The sequence below is a fragment of the Dyadobacter arcticus genome (assembly GCF_011762185.1).
GTDB classification, from domain to species: Bacteria; Bacteroidota; Bacteroidia; order Cytophagales; family Spirosomataceae; genus Dyadobacter; species Dyadobacter arcticus.
The window spans coordinates 1,257,313-1,271,028 of the sequence record NZ_JAASQJ010000003.1 but is presented as its reverse complement, the minus strand read 5'-3'; the positions used below and the strand labels follow the sequence as shown (position 1 = coordinate 1,271,028).

General features: G+C 45.6%; 8 protein-coding genes. 5 read left to right on the top strand and 3 right to left on the bottom strand.

The annotated features are described in order from the left end of the window. Positions 1-12 precede the first annotated feature (12 nt). Entirely contained in the window at positions 13-1,383 is a 1,371-nt protein-coding gene (locus tag FHS68_RS18780; RefSeq protein ID WP_167273154.1) for a Gfo/Idh/MocA family protein, read from the bottom strand. A 31-nt stretch (positions 1,384-1,414) separates the two neighbouring features. Beyond that, positions 1,415-1,603 carry a DUF1016 N-terminal domain-containing protein gene (locus tag FHS68_RS26800; RefSeq protein ID WP_167273152.1) on the bottom strand — a complete coding sequence of 63 codons (189 nt, stop codon included), beginning with the start codon at positions 1,601-1,603 and terminating at the stop codon, positions 1,415-1,417. A 302-nt stretch (positions 1,604-1,905) separates the two neighbouring features. Between FHS68_RS26800 and FHS68_RS18770 the strand changes: the two genes are divergently transcribed. From FHS68_RS18770 to FHS68_RS18760, 3 genes are read left to right on the top strand one after another with little or no spacing between them, the layout of a single operon-like run. Beyond that, a complete protein-coding gene (locus FHS68_RS18770) occupies positions 1,906-6,078 on the top strand; it encodes a hybrid sensor histidine kinase/response regulator transcription factor (protein WP_167273149.1) in 4,173 nt (1,390 codons plus the stop codon). Between the two features lie 42 nt (positions 6,079-6,120). Then, positions 6,121-8,277 (top strand): GH92 family glycosyl hydrolase, encoded by a 2,157-nt coding sequence (locus FHS68_RS18765; RefSeq protein ID WP_167273145.1) that lies wholly within the window; start codon positions 6,121-6,123, stop codon positions 8,275-8,277. Between the two features lie 50 nt (positions 8,278-8,327). Then, complete coding sequence (locus FHS68_RS18760; protein ID WP_167273142.1) at positions 8,328-8,564, top strand: hypothetical protein; 237 nt, start codon at positions 8,328-8,330, stop codon at positions 8,562-8,564. A 117-nt stretch (positions 8,565-8,681) separates the two neighbouring features. Here the strand turns inward: FHS68_RS18760 and FHS68_RS18755 are convergent, their stop codons facing one another. Continuing rightward, the gene (locus tag FHS68_RS18755) at positions 8,682-11,078 is read right to left on the bottom strand and encodes a TonB-dependent receptor (protein ID WP_167273140.1); all 2,397 of its coding nucleotides are present in this window, start codon (positions 11,076-11,078) and stop codon (positions 8,682-8,684) included. Between the two features lie 222 nt (positions 11,079-11,300). Here FHS68_RS18755 and FHS68_RS18750 point away from each other — a divergent pair, with 222 nt between their 5' ends. Together FHS68_RS18750 and FHS68_RS18745 are read left to right on the top strand one after the other, a co-directional pair. Further along, positions 11,301-12,374, top strand: a complete 1,074-nt coding sequence (locus FHS68_RS18750; protein WP_167273137.1) for a sensor histidine kinase — start codon at positions 11,301-11,303, stop codon at positions 12,372-12,374. Next, positions 12,371-13,069: a LytR/AlgR family response regulator transcription factor gene (locus tag FHS68_RS18745; RefSeq protein ID WP_167273135.1), complete on the top strand. Its 699-nt coding sequence runs from the start codon at positions 12,371-12,373 to the stop codon at positions 13,067-13,069. The genes FHS68_RS18750 and FHS68_RS18745 overlap by 4 nt, the downstream gene beginning before the upstream one ends. Positions 13,070-13,716: the final 647 nt, after the last annotated feature.

Sequence of the window (13,716 nt, the reverse complement as noted above, 5' to 3'; positions counted from 1 at the left end):
TCGCTTGAAGATTTAGACGTTTTTATAATCGGGATGAATCCATGGGCTGCGGTAGGGACGTGCCAGCAAGCCATTTGCTTCTACATCGCCAACGATCTGGCGTTTTACCGGATCGTACACAATGGGCCTTCCGGTTTGCATGGAAATATTGGCTAAAAGACAACTCGCCGTTGAGATATGCCCCTGCTCAATGTCGGCGATAGGACGCGTTCCGTTTTTAATGGCTGACAAAAAATCGATCATATGAAGCCGCGTTGCCGGTGCCGCATTCAATTCAATGTTGGCTTCTGTCAGATCTTCCGGATATTTTTCCCTTTCATAAATCACATCCTTATGGATTTTCTGCCCGTCTTTTTCCTGAGGGATAAAATCGTATTTCATGGTGCTTGCCCAAAGCGTGCCTTTCTCGCCATAAAGCGTAAACGACCAGGGATATTCCGGGTTATTGGGTCCTCCCCAGGTGCGGTGCTGCCAAACACAGTTCAGTTCAGGGTATTCGAAAACAGCGGACTGGGTATCACTAATGTTGGATTTGCCTTCTTTTTGAACATAAATACCTCCCTGGGAAGAGATTTTGGTGGGCCAGCCCAGTTGCAGCATCCAACGAACCGTGTCAAACATGTGAATGCACATGTCGCCCATGATGCCGTTACCATATTCATTGAACGTACGCCACCAGCGTAGATGGGGAATTCCATCGTAGGGGCGGAGCGGGGCCGGACCCGTCCACATTTCGTAATCCAGAAAATCCGGAACGGCGCTCACGGGTGGATTTCCATTGGCGCGCATGTGAATGTAACAGCACATTTCCACGTGCGATATCTTACCCAACAATCCTTTATCAACAATATTTTTCTTTGTTTCAATTAAATGCGGTGTACTTTTCCGCTGCGTGCCCACCTGTACTACTTTGTTGTACTTGCGCGCAGCTGCCACCATCGCTTCACCTTCCAGCACATCCACACTTATCGGTTTTTGAACATATACGTGCGCGCCGGACTTTACAGCTTCAATGGCCATCAATGCATGCCAGTGATCAGGCGATCCGATTAAAACGATGTCCAGTTTATTTTCAGCAAGCAGTTTCCTGTAATCTGAATAAAGCTTTGGTGTCTTTCCGGACTTCTGGCGGGTGCTAACCAGCTTTGCGGCGGCGTCCAGCTGATTTTTATCCACATCGCAAAGTGCAACCACTTCAACAGGGGCTACCTGTATCAGGCGGAACAAATCGCTTTTTCCATACCAGCCAGTTCCAATCAAGGCAACGCGAAGTGGTTCATCGGCATGCATTTCGTCCATTCCGTTGACGTTGAGGGTTGACAGCGCCAGTGATGCGGTTGCGCCCTGAATGAACCGGCGTCGGTTAATGTTAAATGAATTCATATACTTGAAAAGGTTTGGGAGATTGTCTTGGTCAGTTCGGTAATATTGATGTCAGTGATGACCCGGCCCCGGTCGTTCTTATGTAAGTCAGCATTGCATCTCTAGACCATCTATTTTTGGATGATAACTTTATAAAAAACATTCGTTGATCCGGGTTGCTGATTTTACTAAGGAGCGTAACGTGATGATACCAGGTGATATTGGTAAGTTTAGTGTTCATCACGTTCCGTAAATCCTTGATTTCGTCTAGTTGCTTCGGCAGATATTACAAATTACCGCGTTTTAAGGGCTTGATGAATTACGTGGATGTCCATTTTATTTTCCCTTACGTACTTTTTTCAAGATCAATTGGTCCGATGCCATAAGCCATACATTACTATAAATTTGTCGCAGGATCCATATCTTTTGATCTGATGTACATTTATTGATTTTGTCATTGATGTAGTCAGGTATTAACATGATTTTTGCTTTGCGAATATGATCCAGGCGATACAGAATTGTATAAAATCACTAGTGGTGAGAATGACGGGGCGGCTTATATTGCTGATTTTGACCAGCCTTTCAACCGCCGACGCGGTTTCCTGCCAGCCGTTTCCCTACAAATTCAGCTATCTTACTGTGGACGAGGGCCTGTCCCATACGGATGTAAATGATATCGCGCAAGATAGTAAAGGGTACATTTGGCTGGCTACGAATTTCGGATTGGACCGCTATGACGGATACGCCATCAGAAAGTTTTACAATAGTAATGTGCCACTGAATAATGCTTTCAAAAACCGGGTTATCAAGCTATTCCCGGACGATGACGGCAAAATCTGGCTCAGCACGGAAGGTGGTTTACAATGCTTTAACCCCAATACCGAAACTTTCACGGATTTCGGCATGGATAAAGCTTCATCCAGTCCTGTTTTTTGGGAGTTTTTCAAACCTGCTGGTGATCTGATCTACGGTTATCTGGACTACACATTTAAGGTGTTTAAGATTAATGGTAATCGTCTGGAAGAACAGAAGATTAGCCTGCCGATGGGCGTCCGCTTTTTTGACATGAAACCTGATCGCCACGGTGTCCTTCACTTTGCAAGTAATAAGGGAATATGGCGACTGGATGACCGGCGGGAGGTTGTACAGGTTCCCGTGAAGGGTTTGCCTGATAGCGATTTATCCAGGGTGTTTTTTGACAACCAAAATAATCTGCTGCTAGCTTCTGAAAATAAGGTATTTCTGGTGAGGCAAAAACAGTCGGGAACCGGGGACAAAGACGCTCTTTTTGTAAATAAGCAGGTTATGATCCATGGAGCTAATCTGGTGTTGGAAATTTCGGTCGGCAAAAACGGGGATTACTGGATCAATACGCGCAATGGCCTGACAAGGCTCGACCATCAGCTGAATTTTATTCAGACAATCAATGAAAAGAGCGCGCCTAATAACCTGAATTCCAGCGCGTCGCTCAGCTCTTTCATTGACCGTTCAAACTGTCTTTGGATAGGGACTTCCGGTGGTGGCGTTAATTATTGCGATTTGAATCAAAAGCTTTTTTATACCATTCACAATGTTCCCGGACAGGTTAACTCATTGAGTGGAAACCATATCCGTTCGGTACTGGAAGACGGGGATAACCTTTGGATCGGGACAAACGCGAACGGGCTTAATTTATACAATTTGAAAACGCAGCGATTTTCCTTTTACAACACCTACAATGCGCCCGTAAGGTTGAAAAATGACGAGATTACTGCGCTCACTTTTGATAATGACCATAACTTGTGGATCGGCAGCAATGCAGGGATTGAGATATTGCGGCCTGACAGGAAAACGCTGTGGAAACCTGCGGGATATGATGGCTTTCCCAAGATTAATATTAACACGCTTGCCAAAGATTGTTTCGGGAATATCTGGTTTGGCAACCTGGATAATTTTGGCGTGATATGGAAAGATGGGGCTGGCCAACATCGTGTTAAGATGTACACCGAGGGACATTTCATTTTGCCAGACGAGACCAAGCCCCAATTACTGGTTTCCAGCCGACAGGGTGTTAAGCAGCTATTAATCGATGGGGAAGGAAATATCAGCAAGGCCTTCTATTATAAAGCTTCCGCAAAAACAGGCTCTTTAAGCTCCGATTACATTACTGCGATCAGCCGCCAGAACGACAGCACTTATTGGGTCGGCACGATCGGAGGTGCGCTGAACCGGTTTTCACTGGATACAAAAGACAATTCCCACAAATTCCGCTCGTTTGGGTCTCAATACGGCGTTTTTAATGATGTTGAAAGCATTGAAACTGACAACGCGGGAAGTATATGGATGGGTGGTGATGGACTGGAACGGTTGGACCCGGCCAATGGAAAGGTGATCAGATACGATAAGAATGACGGTTTACAGGGAAATAGCTTCAAAATCAGGGCTTCTTACAAAGGAGCGGATGGGAGGCTGTATTTCGGCGGGATCAATGGCTTAAATTACTTTTATCCCGAACAGATTCGGGCAAACAAAATTGAGGCGAAACCAATCCTGACCGATATTTTAATCAATAATAAAAGGCCCGTGTATGCTGCGGAAGATTCCTTGCAAAATACGCTTCACGAGGCGGTGGGTTATGATAACGAAGTCGAGCTTAACTATTTACAAAACAATTTTGTGGTCGCCTTTTCCGCCATGCATTTCGCCAATCCCATGAAATGCAAGTACCGGTACAAGCTGGCCGGCTTTGACAATGAATGGAATTATACGGACGGCAGGCGGCCAACCGCTGCATACAGTAACCTGGATTACAAGGCTTACAAGCTGATCGTGGAGGCAACTAATAACGACGGAGTTTGGAGTAAAAACAGCGCAGAAATTGCAATTCTCGTGACGCCGCCATGGTGGAAATCGGTCTTTGCAAAACTTGTTTATGCATTGCTAGTTTTGTCTGCGATTTCGGGCATTTACATTTACCAGGCAAGGTGGTATCGCTTGAAGAGGGAAATGGAGGTGCGCGCGATCAATGAAAAGAAAAGGGAGGAAATCCACGCGCAGCGCGAAGCGCTTTCTCAACAGCAACTTGCGTTTTTTACCAACATTTCGCACGAATTCAGGACCCCGCTGACATTGATATTGGGGCCATTGGAAAATCTGATCAGCCAGAACCATAATGCAGTCCTGGATAATTCCTATCAGCTGATGCTGCGCAATGCGAAAAGGTTGTTTAACCTGATTAGTGAGTTGATGAATTTCCGCAAGGTGGCAGACAGCATGATCAAACTGCAGGTACAGCGATTGAAAATCAATCCGTTTTGCTGGAACTTGATCACAGAATTCCAAAATGTAGCTGACAGCAAAGACATTGATCTTGAATTCATTGACCACACTGAAAACCATGCAGATGTGCCGCTAACGGGCTTGTTGGACGTCCATATAATTGAAAAAATTCTCTTGAACCTCTTAAACAATTCATTCAAATACACCCAGCGGGGAGGGCAGGTTTGTTTCGAGATTTTTACGGACATCAAGCGTTTCAAACCCTCTTTCAATGCTGGTTTTGATCTGCTGAATGAATCGCATCGCGCTGAAAAATACCTGTATTTCCGCGTTGCGGATTCGGGCATTGGTATTTCAAGTGAAACGATTACCCACATTTTTGATCGCTATTACCGGATCAGTCGGGACCATCTTGGTTCCGGTATTGGACTGGCATTGGTAAAAAGCCTCACCCAATTGCATAAAGGCGACATTTACGTTTACAGCGAGCGCAACAAAGGGACAGAGATCATTATTGGAATCCCTCTGGGCGATGAAAATTACAGTGAAGCGGAAAGAGCAACCTCAGAAAGAGGCCCGGAAGTGCGGCTGGAAGCTGTTGATCATTCTGTTTTAATGCCGATGACCGAAGCTGATCGGGAACGCATCTCTGCGCCTTCACCGGTTGACAAGCGCATTCTGATCGTGGATGACAATGAGGAACTCGGGACTTTTCTCAGACAGGCTTTTGAGAAAAATTATTACATATACCAAGCCGAAGATGGTCAGACGGCATTGGAAATCGCTATTGAAAAAGTGCCTGACCTGATTATAAGTGATGTGATGATGCCTGGAATGAACGGGATAGAGCTTTGTAAAGCAGTAAAGGACCGGTTTGAAACCAGTCACATTCCGTTCATCATTCTGTCAGCAAAAGATGCGCTGGCTACCAAGATCGAAGGAATGGAATCGGGTGCTGATTATTATTTTGCTAAGCCGTTAAGTATTGATCTGCTGCTGCTTACAGTCCACAACATTTTCGAGCAAAGCGCAAAATTGAAATCTAGATTTACTAATAATCATCTCTCAGAGGCAACCGAACTCGTGCATTCAGAGAAGGATAAGTCTTTTTTTCAAACGCTTTTGAAACTCATTGAAGATCACATTGAAGATCCCGAACTGGACGTTGATTTTTTATGCAAGCATCTGTATATCAGTCGTACCAAGCTTTATCAAAAGATCAAAAGCATTACAGATCAATCTGTTGGGGATTTTATCCGGACTGTCCGCCTCAAAAAAGCGATCCAGATCATGACGCATGAAGACATTCCGTTGAGCAAGGTCGTGGAAAGGATTGGCTTGCAGAGCAGTTCCAGTTTTTCCAAAATTTTTAAAAAGGAATATGGGAAATCGCCTTTGCAATTCATGCAGGCGCTACGGCAAAATCCTGTGCTTAAAACGGATTCAAACACACCCTGACAAATAAGCAACTCACGAAAAAGAAGCCAAACAAAATCTGCAATGACCACAAAACGAATCAAGACGATTTTTCATCTTGCAATCATGATCCTGGTTGCCTGCAACAAAATTCAGGCCCAGAAAAAACCTGTTTTTACAAAATATGTCAACACATTCATCGGTACCGCCCCGCTCACTGATCCGAAAATATTAGGTTATAAGCTGCCAGAAGGCTGGCGTTCGTGGGCTGGGCTGACGTTTCCGGGAAGTTCGTTGCCCAATGCCATGGTGCAGTTGAGCCCGATGACAGAATACGGCTCGGGAGCGGGATACGAATATGAAGATTCGCTGATATTGGCCTTCACCCACACCAATAAAGGACATTGGAACCTTTGCAACATTCCGGTTTTGCCTTTATCGAATCCGGGAGCAAAGGTTGGCTCGCGGTTCAGTCATAAGAAAGAAAGCGCTGCGCCGGGGTTTTATCAAGTTTATCTGGATGATTATGAGGTTAATGTAAGGCTGACATCTACGTTGCGGGCTGGCTTTCACCAATACGAATACAAAAACAGTAAGGGAAGGCAAATCCTTTTTGATCTGGCCAAAGCCAATAATAAAATCTCAAATTGGAATATTGAAAAGGTCGGTAACAATGCGGTGCAAGGTTACCAGCAAACGGGTGAGAAAGTTTACTTCTATGCCAGCCTGAATACGAATATCGAAAGGTTGGAAGAAAAAGAGGAAGGAGCAAAGACAGGTTACGCAATCATTCATATAGTGGATGGTAAAGGGCCCGTGGAGCTTAAAATCGGCATTTCGTTTGTCAGTGTAGCGAATGCAAAGGAAAACCTGGAAAAAGAAATTGGCACAAAAACCTTTGACCAGATCCGTAACGAAGCCACTGGAAAATGGGAAACATTGCTATCCTTGATCCAGGTAAAAGGCGGAACGGACAAGGTAAAACAAATGCTTTATTCCTGCCTGTACCGCTCGTTCTTGTGGCCAGCGTTACGCAGCGATGTGAATGGTGAGTTTACAGATGCCAAAAAGCAGGTCGCAAAAACGGACTTTGATTATTATACAGAACCCTCATTATGGGACACTTACCGCAATAAAGATGTGCTGCTAGGACTGATCTCGCCAAAGGTTACATTGAATGTGATCAAATCCATGAAGGATGTCGGGGACAAAAAAGGCTTTATTCCAACTTTTTTCCATGGCGATCACGGTGCGTCATCCATTGCCGGAGCTTATCTGCGCGGAATCGATGATTTTGATATAAAGGGCACTTATGAAATTCTTTTGAAAAACGCCAATGTGGAAGGCGGCGCACGTCCCTACATTAAGGAATACAAAACATTGGGTTTCATTCCCGATCCGGACATTGCCAATCCCGAGGTGGAAACCAAAGCCGCTGCCGGTGTTTCCAAAACGCTGGAATATTCTTACGATGACTATTCTGTGGCGCAAATTGCAAAAAGCCTCGGCGACACTGCCAATTACAGGATCCTGATGGCCCGTTCGAAGAATTACAAAAATATGTTTGATCCTTCGACAAGGTTTATGCGCGGTCGGCTTGCCAATGGTGATTGGATCAAGCCTTTTGACCCGCAATATCCCTACTATGAATACATGTACCGCGAAGCAAATGCCTGGCAGGTTTCGTTTTTTGCGCCGCACGATATGCCCGGATTGATCGCGTTGTATGGCGGTCCGAAAGGTTTTGAATCCAAGCTGGATTCGCTGTTTACCGTGCCCTGGAATCCTAATCACATTGCGCGGAACATTGAAACAATGGTGGGCCAGTATTGCCACGGCAACCAGCCGGATCACGAAGCGCCGTTTTCCTATCATTTTATCGGCAAACCCGAAAAGTCGCAAAAGCAGCTCGACAACATACTGAACAATCTTTACGGAATAGGGGAAGACGGCCTGGCGCTTTGCGGGATGGACGATGCGGGCGAAATGTCGGCGTGGTATGTTTTTACGTCGCTTGGTTTATACCCGTTTTCGGCCACAGATCCGGAATACCTGGTAACAGTTCCACTTTTTGACGAAGTTAAATGGAGAACCAGCAACGGGAAGGTTATCACGATCAAAAAACCGGGAAATGGCAGGGCATTGACAGCGATAAAAGTGAACGGAAAAGAGAATAGTGGTTATTTCGTTCCGCATGAGTTGTTTAAAACTGGCGGTGAGATTGAGATTGTGACGAGATAGAACTAACTTCTCGATTAGGTTTATCATTCGCTCGGCCGTATTAACAATCAATGAAAAAGAAGCTTGTCCATCATTTGTTGGTAATATTGACAATTATCAGCAACTTGTTTTTTACCGGCTGCGCTGTTAAACGGCAATCTGCCCAACTTTTATTGAAGGCTTCGCCCTGGCACTTTCCAGAAGAGGCAGCACTAGCTACTCTGTCGCCGGAACGATTAAATTCATCTTTCACGGCTCCGTCTGGTAGCAGCAGTTTTACGGTTAAAATGAGTTTTCGCGTACTCTAAGAAAATGACACGGCTCAACACGCTGGCGGCAGGAATTGCCCTTACGGTCAGTTTTTAAAACGTAACAGCTGCCTTAATGAATCCTGTGAGATCGCTAAAAAGTGAGTAGCAATCAAGTTACTGCGCTCGCTCCTTCTCAGATTTGCCTACATCCTTGTTCCGGTAGCTGGATTGTTTTAAACGACCTAAATTGTACGAAATCGAGATTCGGACGTAGTGGGCATTGTACTTTCTGCCGTACACGATGTCGGTGGAGCCTAGCTTGTATTCTCCCGCTGCCCGTACCCCGTGAAATAGATCGTTAGCTTCGAGATTGCAGGTCAATGCATTTTTCAAGAATTTTTTTTCCAGACCGATGTTGACCGACGACTGATCTTCCCGTAAATAAATGCCGTCTTGCTTTTCGCTTTGGTACCATGCCGTGGCGTAGAGCATGATCCAGTTACCTAGGTTAAAGCGGTTTTGAGAGTATAGGTAATAATATGGCTTTTTGGCTCGTCCTGCAAAAACCCCGGCATTATCGATAGCATTATTGTAGCTCATGCTCGCCGTATTCGTAGAGTTCCACCACTTTGTGTTGACCGTTTTGCTGATCGAAGAAAAGTAGGCGTGTTCTTTGCGGATATTGGCACTCCGCAGAATGTACACGCGCGGATCATGCTCTGCCTGAAAAGCACCGCCGCTGATCAAATTGAGGGTATAGTTGTAGCCTGTCTTCATACTCCAATTATTTAAGGCTGCACCGAGCTCGAAAGCATGCACCTGAGAGGGCTGAATGCTGGGGTTCCCCTGAATGGAGGTGAAGCTGTCCTGATAAATAACGAATGGGTTGAGCGACTGGTACGAAGGCCGGTCGATCCGGGAAGAAAAGGTGAAGTAAGCGCTGACCTTCTCTGAAAATTTGGTGGTCAGCGAAGCATTGGGAAAGACATTAACGTACCGGTCTTTGAGTGCGGCTCCCTCTTTAACACTGGTCAGCAACGTATAGTCGGTTAATTCTGCCCGCATTCCTAGGCTATAGTCCCAGCCTTTCCTGATGCGGCCCCGGAAGTTAACGTATCCGGCAGGCACCCGCTCTGTGTAGTCAAAATCGCTTGAAAGCTTGTCGTCCTTTGTTGTCGTTCCGTTTTTGCTGATGTTCAGGAAAGTGGTGAACGAGTAATTGTTTACGTATGCCAGCTTGCCGCCAGCTTCCAGGGTGCCACCCATTTTAAAAGCCTTGGCGTAATCGGCCTGAATGCTCAGAATGCGGATGTTGCCTTCTCCCACATTGTTGATTAACGCCGTATTCTCCGTCCCTGCTACGGTTCCCGACTGCTGTATTTTGTTGTCGAAATAGTGCCGGTAGGAAGCGTAATGCCACCCAACAAATAGTTTTGAACCTAAACTGTCAATATCCCTTGCGTAGTTGGCATTGAATGTATTGTCCAACGACAACTCATCCCAGGCTAAAGTGCTCGTATAAAGTCCGGTTTCGTGGTCGACGATGGTATTAGAGCTCAGCTGGTGGCCACCCAGTTTTTCATAAGCCCCGGTGTACTGAAAAGACAGGTAACTGTTTCGGTCCAGGTCGTATTGAAGGCCCAGGCCATAGTTGGAGTAATTATCGTACTTGTATTGCCAGTCGGTGGTGAGCTCGGAGCTAAAAAGATCGTGTGGCGCGTTTCGGACACGGGTCGTTTTTAATATCATACGGTCATTACCTAGCTGCAAACCATAATTGCCGTTCACAGACCAGGCTCTCTTAGCGTAGCCCAGGTCGATGTTGGTCCGGTTGTCATACCCGGCAAACTTACTGTACGAATGGTAGTTTTTTAGCATGGCCCGGACATCCTCGTTGGCATTACGCCTGGTAATGATGTTGATCACCGCATTGCCCTGGGCGTCGTAGCGAGGGCCGGGATTTGTAATGATTTCGATCCTGACAACGTTGGTGGGCGAAAGGGTCGACAGCTGATCGCTGGATACCCGGACTCCATTAATAAAAAGTATTGCGTCCCCCTTCCCGAAAATACCGATCTGGCCCTCGGCATCGTACACCACACCGGGAGACCGGCTCAGTATCTCATCGACCGAAGTACTTGTCGCTAGGGGGGTGTTTTCGATATTTATTTCGATCGATCCATCGCTTCTTTCCCGTGCCAAGGGCGCCTTGGCCGTCACGACCACTTCTTTCAATTCATTGGCGGACCGCCGCAATATGATATTTCCTACATCTACCTGGGCACTGCCTTCGTAAAGAACGGTCAGGTAAGTATCGGGGAATACAAGGGAAGTGATTTTTAGAAGCACTTGCTGTTGATCCAACCCGGAGAGTTCAAATTTACCTTCTAGAAAAGATGTTCCCTTGACAATGCTGGAATCCTGAGGATTGATAATGATTGCGTTACCTAAAACGGCTTCTCCTCCCGTATCAATAACATTGCCCTTTATGGAGGTAATTGTTTGGGCGTTAGAACAGACGGTGAAAGCGAAGAGGCAGGCAGCGATGAAGATGATCGGGCGGCTTGTCATAGGATTTGTGTAAGGCGAATAATCGGTACGACTGTAAAAGAACCGAGGAAAGCCTTCGCGCAAGCGAAAAGTAGATCAATCGCCACTTGGCGCAGCCAGCGGAGGTTTAAGCAGGGAAGTATGGTTTACATCCACGCGAACCGCCTGTCTGACGCCTTGCATGGTTCAATTGACTACTTTTGTTTAGTATCGTCTTATTTGACGTTACCTTGCTACATCGCAATGAACACCCTAGCAAGTTTATACCATCGATGGGACACCCCTTTACTCAGGAACCTGATTTTCTGGGCGGTAATCTTTTTATTCCACCTGATCACGACCAATCAGGTGTTTTACAGCAACGCTATGCACCTGGTGGGGGCAATGTCCCTCATAACTTTGCTCCAGATCGGAGTCGCCTACACCACGCTCTACGGATTGATCCCCAATTTTCTGAACAAAAAGCGGTTTTTTGTCTTTGGCATTTTGCTGATATTATTACTATTCATTGCCGCAGTTGGCTACCACGCGGCCAATTACTATTACTTTGAACCTGCTTACCCGCAATCCTACGCAACACGTTTTGAAGCATTTGGCTACCAATCCATGTTCGAACGGATTACTGATATTTCCCTTACCGCCAGCAAAGCCATTTTCTTCTTCTCGCCTACCGTATTGATGCTGCTCTTTCAGTTTTACCGCGACCAGCAGCGCCTTTCGGAAATCAACGAGCAGAAAAAGACTTCTGAACTTACGGCCCTCAAGCACCAGCTAAACCCTCATTTTCTATTCAATACGCTGAATAACGTCTATGCCCTGGCTGTTAAAAAATCGGATAAAACTCCCGAGGTCATCAGTAAATTATCGGATATCTTAGACTATGTGCTGTATCGGTGTAACGAAGATTACGTACCACTTGGGAAGGAAGTCGAGCTGATCGAAAACTACCTGACCTTAGAAAAAATACGCTACGGAAAGCGGGTTGCCGTTACATTTAATCCATCTTACGGGCAGGAAATGAAGATCGCCCCTTTATTGCTATTGACTTTTGTAGAAAATGCCTTCAAACACGGCGTCAGCCAGGAGATCAACCAGGCAAGTATTGACATCATGTTACATGCTCATAAAAACACAATTGTCTTTTCTATCAAGAATACCATCCCAACTGATGCAGCCCAGGATAGCGAAGCAAAACCGCCTATTGGCCTGAAAAATGTCAGAAAGCAACTTGAACTGTTATATCCCAAAGCCCACCAACTGCGATTGGACGAAGCGAAGGATACTTATATGGTTACGCTAGACCTGAAAACACTATGACCTACACCTGCCTGATTGTAGACGACGAAGAACTTGCCCGCGAGTTGATTGCCACCCATTTGGAGAAACTAGCGGAATTCGAAGTAGTGGACGCTTGTGCTAATGCCCTGGAAGCGAGGAAGGTGTTGCAGCAGACACCAGTGGATCTGCTTTTTTTAGACATTGAAATGCCACTGATGAAGGGGACGGATTTTTTCAAGAATCTGCTCCATAAACCCAACGTTATTTTCACTACTGCGTACCGGGACTATGCGCTCGACGGCTTTAATTTGAACGCAGTAGATTATCTGCTGAAGCCGATTACTTTCGAGCGCCTGTTTCAGGCCACTGAAAAGTTCCTGAGCCAGCGGTCCGAGACGCTTCCTGATTTGCCCAGAACACCTCGGAAAGACTATATCTTCATTGGAAAGAACCGGAAACAGGTAAAGTTACTGCTGGACTCCATCTTGTTCATTGAAAGCTTTAAAGACTACATCACTATTCATCTGCCTGACGAAAAGCACGAAATCAAATATAGCATCTCTGCCTTTCAGAAATTGCTGGACGATCGCTTTATACGTATTCACCGCTCGTATTTAATTAATGTACACAAAGTCACCGCCTACACCAAGCAGGACATCGAAATCCAGGTGCATGAAATCCCGATTGGCGAACATTACCGCACGTTGGTGCAACAGTACTTTAATCAGGTGTGATGGCTCATAACATTCACTACACTTTCCGCCATTTCATTTTTTCTTCAAAAAGTCATGTTGTTTCCCTATTCACTTAGGTAGGCAATACGGTTTTGCATTATATTCTATCAGGTAACCTGATCAATCCTTGGCTTAGGACGGACTACTGATTAAGGTGTGTTCAATTGAAACAAGTTAATTTTCCGGCTTCTGTTTTATGTTTACGCCCTCTAGGTTTTCCGGTGTACGGCGCTTTTTCAACAACGGTTCAGGCGATATCACAAATTCAAAACCGGCTACTCCTTCATGATCAAAGATGGAAGCTGTGAAGATGCGTTTACTTGCGCTGTAATCAATTCCTCCTTTTGACAAGATTACTTCCAATGGCAGAGAACAACCCCGACCGGTCCGGACAATCGAGAATGCGTTTGGCTCATCTGTCGGGATCTGGTAAAGGTTCTTGATTTGTGTTTTCCTTGATTAGTGCCCACCTGAAGTTTTGTGGTATCAGGCTCATTCCCAATTCTTCAATCGTAGCTGATGGGAATATAATTTTGGTTGACTTGTTCAGGATTAATTTTGATAATATTTCTTGAAAACTGCCTGTCTGGTGAAAAATAGCAAGTGGCTCAATGGCATGTCACTGCATATGTTTTTCAAGAATTAGT

Excerpts from the sequence above, each read along its gene's own strand:
- FHS68_RS18780 (WP_167273154.1), bottom strand. The coding sequence starts at position 1,383 with ATGAATTCATTTAACATTAACCGACGCCGGTTCATTCAGGGCGCAACC.
- FHS68_RS26800 (WP_167273152.1), bottom strand. The coding sequence starts at position 1,603 with ATGAACACTAAACTTACCAATATCACCTGGTATCATCACGTTACGCTC.
- FHS68_RS18770 (WP_167273149.1), top strand. The coding sequence starts at position 1,906 with ATGACGGGGCGGCTTATATTGCTGATTTTGACCAGCCTTTCAACCGCC.
- FHS68_RS18765 (WP_167273145.1), top strand. The coding sequence starts at position 6,121 with ATGACCACAAAACGAATCAAGACGATTTTTCATCTTGCAATCATGATC.
- FHS68_RS18760 (WP_167273142.1), top strand. The coding sequence starts at position 8,328 with ATGAAAAAGAAGCTTGTCCATCATTTGTTGGTAATATTGACAATTATC.
- FHS68_RS18755 (WP_167273140.1), bottom strand. The coding sequence starts at position 11,078 with ATGACAAGCCGCCCGATCATCTTCATCGCTGCCTGCCTCTTCGCTTTC.
- FHS68_RS18750 (WP_167273137.1), top strand. The coding sequence starts at position 11,301 with ATGAACACCCTAGCAAGTTTATACCATCGATGGGACACCCCTTTACTC.
- FHS68_RS18745 (WP_167273135.1), top strand. The coding sequence starts at position 12,371 with ATGACCTACACCTGCCTGATTGTAGACGACGAAGAACTTGCCCGCGAG.